General features: G+C 73.4%; 11 protein-coding genes. All 11 read left to right on the forward strand.

Annotation, left to right across the window (positions count from 1 at the left end; all coding sequences use genetic code 11):
• The first annotated feature begins 48 nt into the window (after nucleotides 1-48).
• Nucleotides 49-483 (forward strand): ATP-binding protein, encoded by a 435-nt coding sequence (locus R2E43_RS02495; RefSeq protein ID WP_003971813.1) that lies wholly within the window; start codon nucleotides 49-51, stop codon nucleotides 481-483.
• A gap of 270 nt (nucleotides 484-753) precedes the next feature.
• Complete coding sequence (locus tag R2E43_RS02500; RefSeq protein WP_079021084.1) at nucleotides 754-4,749, forward strand: HAMP domain-containing protein; 3,996 nt, start codon at nucleotides 754-756, stop codon at nucleotides 4,747-4,749.
• Nucleotides 4,746-7,220 (forward strand): SpoIIE family protein phosphatase, encoded by a 2,475-nt coding sequence (locus R2E43_RS02505; RefSeq protein ID WP_011031588.1) that lies wholly within the window; start codon nucleotides 4,746-4,748, stop codon nucleotides 7,218-7,220. The genes R2E43_RS02500 and R2E43_RS02505 overlap by 4 nt, the downstream gene beginning before the upstream one ends.
• A 117-nt stretch (nucleotides 7,221-7,337) precedes the next feature.
• Nucleotides 7,338-7,730, forward strand: a complete 393-nt coding sequence (locus tag R2E43_RS02510; protein ID WP_003971816.1) for an STAS domain-containing protein — start codon at nucleotides 7,338-7,340, stop codon at nucleotides 7,728-7,730.
• A gap of 160 nt (nucleotides 7,731-7,890) precedes the next feature.
• Nucleotides 7,891-8,790, forward strand: a complete 900-nt coding sequence (locus R2E43_RS02515) for an STAS domain-containing protein (protein ID WP_003971817.1) — start codon at nucleotides 7,891-7,893, stop codon at nucleotides 8,788-8,790.
• Nucleotides 8,787-9,218 (forward strand): STAS domain-containing protein, encoded by a 432-nt coding sequence (locus R2E43_RS02520; protein WP_106518612.1) that lies wholly within the window; start codon nucleotides 8,787-8,789, stop codon nucleotides 9,216-9,218. Before R2E43_RS02515 ends, R2E43_RS02520 begins: the two co-directional genes overlap by 4 nt.
• Complete coding sequence (locus R2E43_RS02525; protein ID WP_003971819.1) at nucleotides 9,218-9,658, forward strand: anti-sigma regulatory factor; 441 nt, start codon at nucleotides 9,218-9,220, stop codon at nucleotides 9,656-9,658. The genes R2E43_RS02520 and R2E43_RS02525 overlap by 1 nt, the downstream gene beginning before the upstream one ends.
• Nucleotides 9,658-10,722, forward strand: coding sequence for a SpoIIE family protein phosphatase (locus R2E43_RS02530; RefSeq protein WP_011031587.1), 1,065 nt, complete (start codon nucleotides 9,658-9,660; stop codon nucleotides 10,720-10,722). Before R2E43_RS02525 ends, R2E43_RS02530 begins: the two co-directional genes overlap by 1 nt.
• Nucleotides 10,719-12,461, forward strand: a complete 1,743-nt coding sequence (locus R2E43_RS02535; protein WP_106518611.1) for a PP2C family protein-serine/threonine phosphatase — start codon at nucleotides 10,719-10,721, stop codon at nucleotides 12,459-12,461. The genes R2E43_RS02530 and R2E43_RS02535 overlap by 4 nt, the downstream gene beginning before the upstream one ends.
• 208 nt (nucleotides 12,462-12,669) lie before the next feature.
• A complete protein-coding gene (locus R2E43_RS02540; RefSeq protein WP_030866777.1) occupies nucleotides 12,670-14,046 on the forward strand; it encodes an NAD(P)/FAD-dependent oxidoreductase in 1,377 nt (458 codons plus the stop codon).
• Between the two features lie 134 nt (nucleotides 14,047-14,180).
• Entirely contained in the window at nucleotides 14,181-16,427 is a 2,247-nt protein-coding gene (locus R2E43_RS02545; RefSeq protein ID WP_030866780.1) for an FUSC family protein, read from the forward strand.
• Nucleotides 16,428-16,440: the final 13 nt, after the last annotated feature.

Here is a 16,440-nt window from a genome sequence, read left to right on the forward strand (position 1 = left end):
GGAGAAGGAAGGAACGACGCCCGGCCCGTGCCGGGCCGGGAAGGCGCAATGGCAGCCGAGTCGCGTTGGGACAGGACACTGGCTTCCGAGGAGATCACGAACCGCACCGCCAGCTTCACCGGGGAGTTGCACAACGTGACCGGTGCGCGGCTGGTCGCGGAGGAGTTCCTCCACGACCTCGCCCGTGCGGCGCCGCCCGCGGCGCCCGAGCACTGGGACGACATCCTCCTCGTCGTCACGGAGCTGGCGGCCAACGCCGTGCAGTACGCTCCGGGGCCGTTCCAACTGCGGCTGCGGCGGACCTTCGACGGCGTGCACGTGGTGATGCACGACACCAACACGACGGAGCCGGCGCCGCGCCCCTTCCATCCGAGCAAGGGCGGCGGCGGCATCGGCTGGCACCTGATCCACACCCTGTCCGACCAGGTGAGCGTCGTCACCGGGGAGCGGGGCAAGGACATCCACGTCTTCCTGCCCTGGTGACGGGCGGCCGCCGGGGCACCGCCCCGTCGTCGTCGTGGACGGCGCCCCGCACGGGCCGGGCGTGACCCGTACGGGGGCAGGCGTTCGGCCGGGTGACACATCGCTTTGTCCGCGCCGGGGACCTGGGTTAGCCTCTGGCGTATTTTTCTCCTGGGGACGAATCCGTGAACTGCGCGAACGCGGGCACGGGAGGCCGGGCCGCCCGAACGGTCCGGCAGGGGGTGGTGGGTCCTCGCCGCGAGGACCCCGGGGAGCGGAACGAGGGTGCGCATGACCAGCGACAGCGCGGGACCGGTCGACGCGGTTCCGGGCGATCAGGAGTTGCGCCGTCTCCTGGCCGGCCTGACGGCCGTGCGGGACGGCGACTTCGGCACCCGTCTGCCGGACGACGCGGACGGGCTGATGGGTGACATCGCCAAGGTCTTCAACGGCATGGTGGACCAGTTGTCCGTGTTCACCTCCGAGGTGACGCGGGTCTCCCGCGAGGTCGGCACGGAGGGCGCCCTGGGCGGGCAGGCGCGGGTGCCGGGGGTCTCGGGCACCTGGGCCGATCTGACGGACTCGGTCAACGCCATGGCGGGCAACCTCACCAGTCAGGTCCGCGACATCGCGCAGGTGGCCACGGCGGTCGCCAGGGGGGACCTCTCCCAGAAGATCGACGTGGACGCCCGCGGCGAGATCCTGGAACTGAAGAACACCATCAACACGATGGTCGACCAGCTCTCCGCCTTCGCCGACGAGGTCACCCGCGTCGCCCGCGAGGTCGGCACCGACGGACGGCTCGGCGGCCAGGCCGACGTCCAGGGCGTCCGGGGCACCTGGCGCGACCTCACCGACTCGGTGAACTTCATGGCGGGCAACCTGACCAACCAGGTCCGCAACGTCGCCCAGGTGGCCACCGCCGTGGCCAAGGGCGACCTCTCCCAGAAGATCACCGTGGACGCCCGCGGCGAGATCCTGGAGCTGAAGAACACCATCAACACCATGGTCGACCAGCTCTCCGCCTTCGCCGACGAGGTCACCCGCGTCGCCCGCGAGGTCGGCACGGCCGGGAACCTGGGCGGGCAGGCCCGGGTGCGCGGGGTGTCGGGGACCTGGAAGGACCTCACCGACAACGTCAACGTGATGGCGTCGAACCTGACCGGTCAGGTCCGCTCCATCGCCCAGGTGGCCACCGCCGTGGCCCGGGGCGACCTGTCGCAGCGGATCACCGTGGACGCCGAGGGCGAGGTCGCGGCGCTGGCCGACGTGATCAACACCATGGTCGACACGCTGTCGGCGTTCGCCGACGAGGTCACCCGGGTCGCCCGCGAGGTCGGCACCGACGGGCGGCTCGGCGGCCAGGCGAACGTGCCGAACGTCGCCGGGACCTGGAAGGACCTCACCGACAACGTCAACTCGATGGCCAACAACCTCACCAACCAGGTGCGCAACATCGCCCTGGTGACGACCGCGGTGGCCCGGGGCGACCTGTCCAAGAAGATCGACGTCGACGCCCGCGGCGAGATCCTCGAACTCAAGACGACCATCAACACCATGGTCGACCAGCTCTCCGCCTTCGCCGACGAGGTCACCCGCGTGGCCCGCGAGGTCGGCACCGAGGGCCGGCTCGGCGGCCAGGCCGAGGTGGAGGGCGTCTCCGGCACCTGGAAGCGCCTCACGGAGAACGTCAACGAACTGGCCGGCAACCTCACCCGCCAGGTCCGCGCGATCGCCGAGGTCACCTCCGCCGTCGCCGAGGGCGACCTGACCCGCTCGGTCACCGTGGAGGCGTCCGGCGAGGTCGCCGAGCTGGGGGACAACATCAACGCCATGGTGGAGTCCCTGCGCGAGACCACGCGGGCCAACCAGGAGCAGGACTGGCTCAAGACCAACCTCGCCCGCATCTCCGGCCTGATGCAGGGGCACCGGGACCTGCCGGTCGTCGCCGAGCTGATCATGGACGAGCTGGTGCCGCTGGTGTCGGCCCAGTACGGCGCCTTCTACCTGGCCGAGGACGGGGACGACGGTCCGGAGCTGCGGCTCGTCGGCTCCTACGGCTACCCGGAGGACACGGCCAGACCCACCCGTATCGCCTTCGGCCGCACCCTGGTCGGCCAGGCCGCGCGCAGCCGGCGCACCATCATGGTGAACGAGCTTCCGCCGGGCTACCTGACCATCTCCTCGGGGCTCGGCGAAGTGGTCCCGGCCGCGCTGGTGCTGCTGCCCATCGTGGTCGAGGGGCAGGTCCTCGGGGTCATCGAGCTGGCCTCGGTCGCCGCCTTCAGCCAGATCAACCGGGACTTCCTGGAAATGCTGATGGAGACCATCGGCGTCAACGTCAACACGATCGTGGCCAACGCCCGTACCGACGAACTCCTCGCCGAGTCGCAGCGGCTGACCGGCGAGCTCCAGGCCCGCTCCGCGGAGCTGCAGACCCAGCAGGAGGAGTTGCAGCACTCCAACGCGGAGCTGGAGGACAAGGCGTCCCTGCTCGCGGCGCAGAACCGGGACATCGAGGCGAAGAACCTGCAGATCGAGCAGGCGAGGCAGGAGCTGGAGGCACGCGCCCAGCAGCTGTCGCTGGCCTCGAAGTACAAGTCGGAGTTCCTGGCCAACATGAGCCACGAGCTGCGCACCCCGCTCAACAGCCTGCTCATCCTGGCCCAGTTGCTCGCCCAGAACCCCTCGCGCAACCTCACCCCGAAGCAGGTCGAGTACGCGGGCATCATCCACTCGGCCGGTTCGGACCTGCTGCAGCTGATCAACGACATTCTGGACCTGTCGAAGGTCGAGGCCGGGAAGATGGACGTCTCCCCCGAGCGCGTGACCCTGCGCCAGCTCATCGAGTACGTCGAGGCCACCTTCCGGCCCATGACGAGCCAGAAGGGGCTGGAGTTCACGGTCGTGACGGCCCCCGGAGCACCGGCGGACCTGCTGACCGACGACTCCCGGCTGCGGCAGGTGCTGCGCAACCTGCTGTCGAACGCGGTGAAGTTCACCGAGCGGGGCGGCGTGGAGCTGGCCGTCGAACCGGCACCCGACGACGAGGTGCCCGGGGGCGTGGTGCGGGGCGGTCCCGTGGTGGCCTTCCGGGTCAAGGACACGGGGATCGGCATCCCCGAGCAGAACCTGGAGTCTATCTTCGGCGCCTTCCAGCAGGCGGACGGCACGACGAGCCGCAAGTACGGCGGCACCGGGCTCGGCCTGTCCATCACGCGGGAGATCGCCCAGCTCCTCGGCGGCGCCGTCACCGTGGACAGCACGCCCGACCGGGGCAGCACCTTCACGCTCTACCTGCCGGTGGCCCGGCCCGACTTCGAGGACCTGCTGGCCCGCGCTCCCGAGCACCTCACGGCCGACGCGTCGTCCGACGTCCTCGACCGTCCGGCACCGGTGGCCGAGCTGACCGGCGGCCACCGCCGGCGGCCCCGGCGCCTGCTCGTCGTGGAGGAGCGTCCGCGCGGTCTGCTGACCCTCGTCGCGGAGAGCGTGGTCGCCGACCTGACGCACGGGCGGGACGACGCGGGCGACCGGCCCCCGCTCGACGTCATCACGGCGGTGGGCGCCGAGGAGGCCGCCGGAGCGCTGGCCGCCGAGCCGTGCCACTGCGTCGTCCTGGAGCTGGGCATGCCGGACGGCGAGGCGTCCCGCTTCCTGCGGGCGTTGCGGGGCGACTCGGCGCTGGCGAGCGTGCCGGTGCTCGTGCACAGCGGTCACCGGGCGGACGCCGCCGTGGCGGAGGACCTGCGCTCGCGCGCGGCCGGCGGGACCCTGGAGTTCCTGGCCGGCCTCGACGAGCTGCGCGAGCGCATCGCCCTGCATCTGGCCGCCGAGGAACCCGGGGACGTGCTGTCCCTGGTGCGGCCGGAGGAGCCGCCGCGTCCGGACCCGCGGGCCGGCCAGGGGCCGCCCGCCGGGCGCACCGTCCTCGTCGTCGACGACGACGCGCGCAACCTCTTCGCGCTCAGCGGGATCCTGGAGCTGCACGGCTTCCGGGTGCTGCACGCGGAGAACGGCCGCCGGGGCATCGAGGCGCTGGTGGACCACCCGGAGGTCGCGCTGGTCCTGATGGACGTGATGATGCCGGAGATGGACGGCTACACGGCGACGGCCGAGATCCGCCGCATCCCGCGGTACGCCGAGCTGCCGATCATCGCGGTCACGGCGAAGGCCATGCCCGGCGACCGGGAGAAGAGCCTGGCCTCGGGGGCCAGCGACTACGTCACCAAACCCGTCGACACCCAGGACCTGATCGCCTGCGTCCGCCGGTGGCTGCCCGCATGAGCACCCCCGAGCAGCCCGGCGATCCGGCCGGTGCCCTCCGGCGGGACGTGTCCGACCCGGTCGACCTGACCCCGCTGTCCCCCGTGGGCAGGCTGGCGGCCACGGTCGACCGGCTCAGCCGCGAGGTGCGGGCCGCCCAGGCGGAGGCCGAGGGCCGGGCGCTGATCGAGCTGGCCAAGGGCGTCCTGGTCGCGCGGCTGGGCTGCGGTCCGGCCGAGGCCGCCCGGCAGCTCGCCGAGCTGGCCGAGCAGTCCCGGGCGACGCCGCTGGAGTTCGCGGTCGACGTGATCAACCAGGCCGCCCGCGACCGCATGTCGGAGGTGACGGAGGCGTTTCTCGCGGCGACCGCCGCCGTGCGGGCCACCGTCCCCGCAGACGGTGCGCGCGGCACGGAGCGCGGGGACAGCACGACGGGGACGCAGGGCGCACAGGCGGTGGCCGAGTCGGCCGCCGTACGCCTGCGGGCCGCCGAGAGCGGCGCGCTGGCCGCGGACGACACCCAGGCCGTCGCCGACGCGCTGCTGGAGCAGGCGCTGCGCCCGCTCGGCGCGGTGGCGGTGGCCATCTGGTCGGCCGGGTACGACGGGTCCCTCACCCTGGTGGGAAGCGCCGGGTTCCCGCCCGCCGAGGCGGCCCGCTGGCGCTATGTGCCGCCGGACGTGGCGACGGCGGCCCGGCGCGGACTGACGGAGCGCTCGGGGCAGTGGTTCGCGTCCCTCGCCGGGACGGGGCTGCCCAGCGTGGGCCGGCACCAGTACCCGGAGGGCGGCAGGGTCGCCGTGCCCGCCGGTACCGGGGGGCGCATCCACGGCGTGCTGGAGATCGTCTGGCCGGTGCCGCTGGCCCCGCAGCCCCCGCAGGTGGTCCGTCAGGTCGAGGCCCTGGCGGAGCTGTGCGCGCACACCCTGGAGTCGTACACGCCGCCGCGCGAGCCCGGGCAGGAGCCGCGGGTCATCCCGGACGCGGTGGAGCTGATGGACCTGGCCGACGGGCTGCACGACCCCGCCCTGGTGCTGGTGCCGCACCTGGACGCGGCGGGGCAGCTGGCGGACTTCCGCATCCAGCACGTGAACAAGCGCTTCATGGATCCGGCCGGACGGCCGCGTGCCGTCGTGGGCGGTGCGCTGCTGCTCGAGGCCTATCCGATGGCGGCCGGGGACAGCGAGCTGTTCCAGAACGTGGAGCGCGTGTACGCCACGGGCGAGCCGTTCCGCGCCCGGCATCTGAACCTGACCGCGCTGGTGGACCAGGTGCCGCTGGCGGCGGTCGCGGACATCAGCATCAGCCGGCACGGCAACGCCGTGCTGCTCATCTGGCGCATCGAGGACGAGACGGCCCGGCTGGCCAGCCTCCTCCAGCACGCCCAGCGGCTCGGCCGCATCGGCGGTTTCGAGGAGAACCTGCTGACCGGCGAGATCACCTGGAACGGGCAGCTGTTCGACCTGTACGGGCGCCCGCACACGAGCACGCCGGTGCCGCTGGAGGAGCTGGCCGCCCACGCCCACCCGGACGACGCCGTGGCCATCGGGCGGTTCCTGCGCACGCTGCTGCACCACCGGCGCCCGGCGTCGGCGGCGTTCCGGCTGCGGCGGCCCGACGGGGTGACCCGGCACGTGCGGGTGGTGGCCGAGCCGGTCCTGGACACCGACGACCGCCTGCTCCTGGTCCGGGGCGCCTGCCAGGACATCTCGGCCCAGCACTGGACGGAGGTGGCGCTCGCCGCGACCCGCGACCAGCTGGCCCACACCGAGCAGCAGGCCGTCGAACGCGCCCGGCTCACCCTGCAGTTGCAGCACGCCATCATGCCGCCCGCCCAGACCCCGCTGCGGGTGCCGGACCTCCAGGTGGCCGTCCGGTACCGGCCCGCGGAGACGGAGCAGCTCGTGGGCGGCGACTGGTACGACGCGGTGATGCTGCCGAGCGGTCTTGTGCTGCTGTGCGTGGGGGACGTCGCCGGGCACGGGATAGAGGCGGCGACCAGCATGGTGGTCCTGCGCAACGCGCTGCGCGGTCTCGCGGTGACCGGGGCCGGTCCCGGACAGCTGCTGTCCTGGCTGAACATCGTGGCGCACCACCTGACGGGCGGGGTCACCGCCACGGCGGTGTGCGGCCTGTACGACCCGGCCCGGCGCACGCTGCGCTGGGCCAGGGCGGGCCACCTGCCGCCGGTGCTGGTGCGGGGCCCGGAGGCGGAGCCGCTGCCCCTGGTCAGGGGGATGCTGCTGGGGGCGGTGGCGGAGGCGGCGTACGAGGAGGCGGAGGCGGAGCTGGCCGCCGGGGACACGCTGCTGATGTACACCGACGGTCTGATCGAACGCCGTGACCGGCCGGTGGAGGAGGCGCTGGCCCAGCTGCTGAGCACGGTGCGTCCGACGCCGAACACCCTGGACCAGCATCTGGACCGGCTGCTCACTTACAGCAGGTCGGACACGGACGACGACACGTGTCTGGTGGGCATCCGGGTGGGGTGAGGCACGGCGGGGCGAACGGACCCGGCCGGCAGGTGTGGAGTCGGGATCCGGGGGTATCCGGGCGGCGCGGCGGGCCACACGACGGCCCGCCGCGCCGCCGCGTTGTTGGAGGTACACGTGCCCATAGCCCAGAACCCGCTGTCCGTCGAGGTGACGCTGCCGCGGGAGGATGTCGCGCTGCTCAAGGTGGAGGGTTACCTGGACGTCGACACGGCAACCGAGTTCCAGCACCATCTGGCCAACCAGCTCCACCACGGCCGCAGGCACTTCCTGCTGGATCTGTCGGCGGTCCCGTTCATGGACTCGTCCGGCATGAACATCATCCTGCGGGTCTACCAGGAGGCCCGCGAGCTGCCGGGCAGCGTGCACATCATCTCGCCGGTCCCCGCGGTGCTGCGCGTCCTGGACCTGACGGGGGTGAGCATCACGGTGCCGGTCTCGGCGAACCTCGACGAGGCCCTGGCCCGGGTGGACGCCCAGCCGGAGGGTCCGCGGGTTCCCGACGCCTGAGCCGCCGCGCGTCCGCGTCCTGCCCCGCACCGGTCGTGCGGAAGCGGGTGACGCGCCAGGTCGGCGGGTGGTTAGAGTTGTCGACCGGCTGGGTCACGTCGCCGGCCCACCGTCCCGGTCGGGGTGGGGTTCGGCGCAACGCGGATGAGGAGTGGGACAGGTGCCGGAACAGGCGGAGGGAACGGCGGGAGCGCCGACGCGCGAGGTCAGGGACTTTCTGCGGCGCCATCGTGAGCAGATCGCCCAGCGATGGGCGGACGAGCCCTTGTTCCGGGCCGTGTTCACCGTCTCGCGCGACGAGGCGGTCGAGGCGGCCAAGGCCGTCGTGGACGCGCTGGACCAAGTCGCGGACGCGGCGCGGGTCGAGGACCCGGACGCGGCCGGATTCACGGCGGTGCGCGAGCAGTTGGCCCGGATGGGCGCGGCCCGCTCGCGCGCCGGGCTGAGCACCGCGCAGGTGTCGAGCGAGCTGGCCGCGCTGCGTCCGCCCGTCGAGAACCTGCTGGTGGCCGCCCTGCCCGACCAGGCCCCGGCCGAACACGTCCGGGACTGTGTCACCGCCCTGAACGTCCTGATGGGCACCCTGCGGGTCGTGGTGATGCAGACGGCGCTCAGTGAGGGGCAGGCGCTCATCGACCGCCAGCGGCTGCAGTTGCTGGAGGTGGCCACGCCGGTCATCAAGCTGTGGGACGGCATCGTGGCCGTTCCGCTGATCGGCACGCTGGACAGCGCGCGCAGCCAGGTGGTGATGGAGACCCTGCTGGAGTCCATCGTGGAGCAGCAGGCGCGCTACGCGATCCTGGACATCACCGGCGTGCCGACCGTCGACTCGCTGGTGGCTCAGCATCTGATGAAGACGGTCGCGGCGGCCCGGCTCATGGGCGCCGAGTGCATCGTCTCCGGCATCCGGCCCGCGATCGCGCAGACCATGGTCCACCTCGGTCTGGATCTGGGCACGGTCGTCACCCGGGCGAGCCTCGCCGACGCGCTGGGGTACGTGCTGCACCAGCTCGGGGTCGGCATCGTGACGCCCCACGCGAACGGCGCGGTCGCGCGGTGAGCCAGGCGTTTCCCGGGCCCCACGGGGCTCCGGCGACAGGTCATGTACCGGTGCTCCGGCTCGGTGAGGTCCTGCTGGTCACCCTTCAGGGGGACTTGCACGACAGCACGGCGCAGCAGCTCCAGGAGGATCTGGCCGAGACCATCGTGCGCAGCGGCGCCACCGGCGTGGTCATCGACGTCTCCGGCGTGGAGATCGTCGACTCCTTCCTCGGCCGGATCCTGGCCGAGACCGCCGGGCAGACCGGTCTGCTGGCGGCGCGGACGGTGCTGGTCGGGATGCGGCCCGCGGTGGCCATCACCCTGGTCGAGCTGGGGCTGACGCTGCCGGGCGTGCACACCGCGCTCAGTACCGAGGTGGCCATGGAGCTCCTCCGGCAGCAGGCCCCGTCGTCCCGCTTCGGCGGCCTGCGCCAGGAGAGTCAGTGATGCACACCGCCGCGGGCTCCCAGGCCCGCCTGCCGATCCGTTCGGACATGGATCTGGTATGGGTGCGACAGCATGTGCGCCAGGCCGCCGCCCAGCTCGGCTTCGGCCTGGTGGACCAGACCAAGCTGGTCACGGCGGCCAGTGAGCTGGCCCGCAACACGCTCGTGTACGGCGGTGGCGGCACCATGGAGACGGAGTCGATCCTGGAGGGGACCACGCACGGGCTGCGGCTGACCTTCAGCGACGAGGGGCCCGGCATCCCGGACGTGGAGCAGGCGCTCAGCGACGGGTTCACGTCCGGCGACGGCCTCGGCATGGGGCTGGGCGGCGCGCGGCGCCTGGTGCACGAGTTCGCGATCGAGAGCGCCCCGGGCTCCGGCACGACCGTGCGGGTGACGTCCTGGGTGGGCCGGCCGCCGCGCCCGCGTGAGGAGTCCTGATGCCCCGCGTGTGGGACGTCCCGGTGCACGACTCGACCCGGGTGCGGGACGCCCGGGTGGCCGCCGAGCACGCGGCGGCCGTGGCCGGTCTCGACGAGCAGCGGACGTCGGCGGCGGCGCTGGTGGCGACCGAGCTGGCCACCAACCTGCTCAAGCACGCCGGGGGCGGCCGGGTCGTCGTCGACGTGGTCGCCCCTCCCGTCCTCGCGGCCGACCGGGAGCCGAGGCCGCGCGTGCAGATCGCGACGGTCGACCACGGCCCGGGGATGGCCGACGTCTCCGCCGCGCTGCGCGACGGTTTCACCACCACGACCGGCTCCCTCGGTGCGGGCCTCGGCACCTGCGCGCGCGTCGCCGACGACTTCGACCTGCACAGTGCACCCGGCCGGGGCACGGTGGTGGTCGCCCGGATCGGCGTGCCCGAGGCCCGCGCCGCCGATTCCGGTCCGGCGGCTCGGTTGCGGGCCGGCGCGGTGAACGTCCCGTTCGGCGGTGCGGAGTACTCGGGCGACGCCTGGGCCTGGGTCCGGGACAGGGACCTCGTCACGCTGATGCTGGCCGACGGTCTGGGCCACGGCCCGGAGGCCGCCCGTGCCTCGACCGCCGCCGTGGAGGCACTGCGCGCCTCGGCCCACCTGGCGCCCGGCGAGGCGGTGCGGCGACTGGACCGGGCGCTGTCCGGCACCCGCGGCGCCGCCGTCGCGGTGGCCCAGGTCGACACGCGGGCCTCGGTGCTCCGGTTCGCCGGCGTCGGCAACATCGGGGCGCGGCTGTGCGAGGGCGGCACCTGGCGGCACCTGGTGTCGCGGCCCGGCATCGTCGGCACCCACCGGCCCACCACGCTGCGCGAGGAGCAGGCGGCCTGGGCGGACGACCGGGTGCTGGTCCTGCACAGCGACGGGCTGCCGAGCCGGTGGTCGCCGACGTCCGACACCTGCCGCACCACGACCGACCCGGCGGTGACCGCCGCCGTCACGATCCGCGACGCCAGCAGCTCGGCGCGGCCCGTGCGGGACGACACCGCCGTCGCCGTGCTGGCCCCGACCCCGCCGGATGGCCCATGACCCGTACCTGGCAGATCAGCGACGTCACCGACGCGGCGGTGGCACGCGTCGCCGCCGCACGTCTGGCGACGGCCTTCGGCGTGCCGCCCGTGGAACGCGCGCGGCTGACGGCCTCCCTCGGCGCACAGCTGCGGCTGTGCCTGACCAAGGGCGGCACCTGGCGGCTCGCCCTGGAGACGGGGACGGTCTCCCGGCCCGCTCCGCAGGCCGCGGAGCGCGTGCTGCACGCCGTGGTGACGCCGTCGGCCGAGGCCGCTGCCGCCGGTCAGCCGCCGTGGCGGGTGACGGTGCCGTGCCCCGAGGCGGACGACGTCGGCGCCATCGCCGACGCGGGCGCCGTGGCGGACGACCCGGTGGAGCTGGCTCAGGCCCTGCTGGGTGCCGACGAGGACACGGCGCTGGTCCTGGAGCGGCTCACCGAGCAGGAGGGCCTGGTCGACTTCCACCGGGAGGAGCTCCAGCAGACGAACCAGGGCGTGGTGGCGCTGCACGCCGAACTGGACGCCGCCGGGCGGGCCCAGCGCGAGGCGTTCGCCGCCGAGCGCAAGGCGCGTACGGAGGCGGAGCACGCCCGGCGCAGGCTGACGTTCCTCGCGGACGCGAGCGCGGTGCTGACGGCGTCGCTCGACCATCACGAGATCGTGCGCAGGCTGCCGGAGCTGCTGGTGCCGGAGTACGCGACCGGTGTGGACATCTGGCTGTTCGACCAGGACGGCGACCGGCCGGGCCCCGCCCACGCGGCCGCCGCGGTGGTCGCCGCACGCACCGGCCGCCCGCAGTACGCCGCCGCGCATCCCGGCGGGCTGCCCGGCGTCGACGACCAGCCGCCCTCGGCACTGGCTCCGGACCGGCCCCTGCTGTGCATTCCGCTGCCGACGCGGCAGGCTCCGCTGGGCGTGGTGACCCTGTCCCCGCCCGGGGACCGCTGGGACCCGGACGACGCCGTGATGCTGGTGGAGCTGACCCGGCGGGCCAGCATCGCGATCGACCACGCCCAGCGCTACCAGCACAACCGCGACATCGCCGAGACGCTTCAACGGGCCCTGCTGACCGAGCTGCCGGCCCCGCCCGGGCTCGCCCTGGCCGCGCGCTATCTTCCGGCCACCCACGGGCTGAACATCGGCGGCGACTGGTACGACGCCTTCCGGCAGCCCGACGGCGGTGTCATCGCCGTGGTCGGGGACGTCACCGGGCACGGGCTGCGGGCGGCCGTGATGATGAGCCAGCTGCGCACCGCCCTGCGCGCGTACGCGGTCGACGGGGGCAGCCCCGGGCAGCTGCTGACCCGGCTGCACACCTTCCTGCACCACCTGCAGCCCGACCTGTTCGCCACCGCGGTCATCGCACGCTTCCACCCCGACGACCCGACGGTGACGTGGGCGGCCGCGGGGCATCCGCCGCCGGTGCTGCGTACCCCGGACGGAGGGGTCCGCACCCTGGACGCCAAGCCCGGTGCGATGCTCGGCATCCCGATGCGCCAGGAGATCGCGGACCACACGGTTCCGATGGCGCCCGGTTCGACGCTCGCGCTGTACACGGACGGTCTGGTGGAGCGCCGCGCCCGCGGCATAGACCCGGGCATCGCGCGGCTGGCGGACGCGCTCGGGTCGTTCGGTCCGGCGGAGCTGGACACGGACCTGGAGGGCTCGGCCGACGGGATCCTGCGTCCGATGCTCAGTGACTCCGAACGGGACGACGACGTGTGTCTGCTGCTGTGTCACCTGCGCGGTACGGGCTGATCCCGGGGAAAAGTTCCGCGCGGTTCGCTCCTGCCCGGTGCGCCGCGGGCCCGGGCGGGGCATGGTGGTGATCAGGACATGTCGCCTGCCTGCCGCACCCGGCTGGCCGAAGCGGTGCGGGCGCGGTGGCATGGACGAGGTGCGAAGCGGCGATCCACGGGCAGGCGAATGGCGTTCGCGGCAGACCGCCCCGGAGCCGCAGAAAGGGATGAACACCGTGACACGACCCAGGATCCTGGTGGTCGGCGCAGGTTTCGCCGGCGTGGAGTGCGTCCGTCGTCTGGAGCGGCGGCTCTCCCCCGACGAGGCCGACGTCACCCTGGTGACGCCGTTCTCCTACCAGCTCTACCTGCCCCTGCTGCCGCACGTCGCCGCCGGGGTGCTCACGCCCCAGTCGATCGCGCTCTCCCTGCGCCGCAGCAGCCGCTACCGGACCCGCATCATTCCGGGCGGCGCCATCGGGGTGGACCTCGAGGCGAAGGTCTGCGTGGTGCGCACCATCACCGACCGGATCGTCAACGAGCCCTACGACTACATCGTGCTGGCGCCCGGCAGCATCACCCGCACCTTCGACATCCCGGGGCTCACCGACAACGCGTTCGGCATGAAGACCCTGGCGGAGGCCGCGTACATCCGCGACCACGTCATCTCCCAGCTGGACCTCGCCGACGCCAGCCAGGACCCCGTGGAGCGGGCCTCCCGGCTGCAGTTCGTGGTGGTGGGCGGCGGTTACGCGGGCACCGAGACCGCGGCGTGCCTGCAGCGGCTGACGCACGCGGCCGTCAAGCGCTACAACCGGCTGGACCCGGCGCTGATCAAGTGGCACCTGATCGACATCGCGCCGAAGCTGATGCCGGAGCTGGGCGAGAAGCTCGGCCGCGACGCACAGCAGATCCTGACCCGGCGCGGCATCGACATCTCCCTGGGCGTGTCCATCGCCAAGGCCGCGCCCGAGGAGGTCACCTTCACGGACGGCCGGGTGGTGCCCACCCGCACGCTGATCTGGACGGCGGGCGTGGTGGCGAGCCCGCTGATGGCGACGCTGGGCGCGGAGACGGTCAAGGGGCGGCTCGCGGTCACCGCCGAGATGTGCCTGCCGAACCACGACGGGGTGTTCGCGCTGGGCGACTCCGCGGCCGTGCCCGACCTCGCCAAGGGCCAGGAGGGTGCCGTCTGCCCGCCCACCGCCCAGCACGCGCAGCGGCAGGGGCGGCACGTCGCCGAGAACCTCATCGCCACCCTGCGCAACCAGCCGATGCGGCCGTACGTCCACAAGGACCTGGGCCTCGTCGTCGACCTCGGCGGCGCCGACGCGGTCTCCAAGCCGCTCGGGGTCGAACTGACGGGCCTGCCCGCGCAGGCGGTGGCCCGCGGCTACCACTGGTCGGCGCTGCGCACGGGCGTGGCCAAGGCCCGGGTGGCGGCCAACTGGGCGCTCAACGCGGTCGCCGGCGACGATTTCGTCCGCACCGGTTTCCAGGCCCGCAAGCCCGCCAAGCTGAAGGACTTCGAGTACACCGACGCGTATCTGACACCGGAGCAGGTGCGGGAGCGGGTCGCGGAGGCGGACCGGGCGAAGCCGTGACCCGGGCCCGCCCCCACCTCCCGTGACGGACCGGGGCATGACATGCTGAGAAGTGGATCTCGGCGTGAACCGGCCGGGACGTGGCTGGAACCGGCTGTGAGGGCCGGCTGTGAATCGGGAGAGTGTACGGCGGCGTGAAGGCAGCGGGACGCTCGGCGCGGACACGGCTGCGCGACCGCGTCGCCGCGTCCGACCCGGGTCTGTTGCGGCTGACGGCGGGTTTGCGGACGGTGGGCGCCATCGCGCTGACGCTGGGCGTGCTCGCCGTGTTCGGCGTGGACGTCAAGCATCTGGTCGCGGGTGCCATGGCGGCGATGGTCGCGACCTTCGCCATCCGGGAGAAGGAACCGGGCCCGCAGGCGGTCACGCTGGCGCTGGGGCTGCCCGTCGCCCTGGCCTCGGTCTCGCTGAGCACGCTGCTCGCTTCGTGGGTGGTCGTGGGCGACGCCTTCTTCGTCGTCCTGATCTTCTCGGCGGTCTTCGTCCGCCGGTTCGGCGACCGGGGCACCGCGCTCGGGCTGATCGGCTTCCAGGTCTACTTCGTGTCGCTGTTCGTCGGCGGCAAGGTGTCCGGGCTGCCCGGGCTGTGGGCCGCCGTCGCCGTGGCGTTCGCGTCCAGCGCGGTGGTGCGCTTCGGGGTGGTCCCGGCGACGCCCGCGCGCATCCTCGGTCTGCTGCGGCAGGCCTTCCGGGCCCGGCTGGCCCAGCTGATCGCCACGCAGATCGAGTTGCTGGACGCCGGTCCCGACGACATCGACAAGACGCTGGAGCGCCTGCGCGAGGGCACCGCGCGCCTGCACGAGACGGCCCTGCTGATCCAGTCCCGGCTGGACGAGGGCACACCCGACGCGTCCACGGCACGCCTGGTGCAGCGGCGCATCGCGGACGCCGAGATCGCCGCCGAGCGCCTCGGTCTGCTGCTGCTGACCGCGCGCAGCGCCGAGCGGGCCGACACCCTCACGCTGCATCTGCCGGGTGCGCCCGCTCCCGCGGTGGGCCACTCACCCGCACCGGGCGAGGCCACCGAGCTGCTGCGCCGCGATCTGACGGCGCTGCGGACCCTGGTGCTGCGGCCGCCCGCGGAGGCGCGCGGTACGGCCCTGTCCCACCTGCGCAACCGGCTGCTCGGTTACCGCGACGAGGAGAACCTGCCCGAGGCGACCGCGGCCGTCCAGGACGTGTTCCGCGGCGTCGGTGAGACGGCGCGCGCGGTCATGGGTCTGAGGATCGCGCTGGACGGGCCGCAGGACGAGTCCGACGACTCACCGGCCACCGCACGTTCCCGGGAGGAGCTGGACGCCGAGGACGCGGCCATCGACGCCGGTGAGGAGGCGGCCGAGAAGGAGGAGCCGACCGGGCTGCGGCGGCCCACCACGCGCGCCGCGGTACAGGTGGCCGTGGGGTCCTCGCTGGCGATCGTCGGCGGCGAGTTCCTGTCCTCGCAGCGCTGGTACTGGGCGGTGCTCACCTGCTGGATCGTCTTCATCAACACCGCCTCCACCGGCGAGATCCTGGTCAAGGGATACCGCCGGCTGCTCGGCACGGTGCTGGGCGTGGTGGCGGGCATCGTGCTGGCCGGTCTGGTGGGCAACCACACCTGGACCGCGTTCGGGCTGGTACTGGTGCTGATCTTCGCGATGTTCTACACGGCGCCGCTGTCCTACACGCTGATGTCGTTCTTCGTCACCGCGATGCTCGGGCTGCTGTACACACTGCTGCACACGTACAGCATGTCGGTGCTGCTGCTGCGGGTGGAGGAGACGGCGCTCGGCGCGGCCTGCGGGATCGTGGCGGCGGCGCTGGTGCTGCCGATACGCACCGACCGGCGGACGAACGACCTCCTCGGCACGGTGCTGGAGCGGCTCACCGACGTCACGGAGGGTGCCGTCGACCAGCTCAGCGGCGGGCCCGAGGCGGACCTGCTGGACACCGCGCGGGAGCTGGACCAGGCGCTGGGCGACCTGCGGGCCGCCACCCAGCCGCTGACCCATCCGATCACGCCGCTGCGGGCCCGGCGGGACACGGCCCAGTACGTGGTGGCCCTGCTGGAGACCTGTGCCTATCACGCGCGGTCGCTGGCGGCGACGGCCGAGCTGCTGCCCACCCATCCGTCGATCGCGGCCGACCCGCGGCTGCGCGGCGCGGTGCGGCGCACGGTGCGCAACATCGAGGCGATCGCCGCCCACGTCGCGGACGAGAACGCCGGGACGCAGGTGGAGACCGGGCCGAGCATCGCCTCGCTGCTGGAGCCGGACGCCGCCGGAGTGCCGCGGTACGGCCGCATCACGGGCCGGGTGCTGCGGCACCTGGAGCGGCTGGACGAGGCGGTGGTCGGCCTCGCCCGGCCGCTGGGCGTGTCCGTCGGGGCGCCGCAGCGGTGACGGTCCCGCCCGG

The organism is Streptomyces violaceoruber, assembly GCF_033406955.1.
GTDB lineage: Bacteria > Actinomycetota > Actinomycetes > Streptomycetales > Streptomycetaceae > Streptomyces > Streptomyces violaceoruber.

What these genes read in the sequence shown, in the direction of transcription:
- R2E43_RS02495 (WP_003971813.1), top strand. Translation starts at nt 49, where the DNA reads ATGGCAGCCGAGTCGCGTTGGGACAGGACACTGGCTTCCGAGGAGATC.
- R2E43_RS02500 (WP_079021084.1), top strand. Translation starts at nt 754, where the DNA reads ATGACCAGCGACAGCGCGGGACCGGTCGACGCGGTTCCGGGCGATCAG.
- R2E43_RS02505 (WP_011031588.1), top strand. Translation starts at nt 4,746, where the DNA reads ATGAGCACCCCCGAGCAGCCCGGCGATCCGGCCGGTGCCCTCCGGCGG.
- R2E43_RS02525 (WP_003971819.1), top strand. Translation starts at nt 9,218, where the DNA reads ATGCACACCGCCGCGGGCTCCCAGGCCCGCCTGCCGATCCGTTCGGAC.
- R2E43_RS02530 (WP_011031587.1), top strand. Translation starts at nt 9,658, where the DNA reads ATGCCCCGCGTGTGGGACGTCCCGGTGCACGACTCGACCCGGGTGCGG.
- R2E43_RS02535 (WP_106518611.1), top strand. Translation starts at nt 10,719, where the DNA reads ATGACCCGTACCTGGCAGATCAGCGACGTCACCGACGCGGCGGTGGCA.
- R2E43_RS02540 (WP_030866777.1), top strand. Translation starts at nt 12,670, where the DNA reads ATGAACACCGTGACACGACCCAGGATCCTGGTGGTCGGCGCAGGTTTC.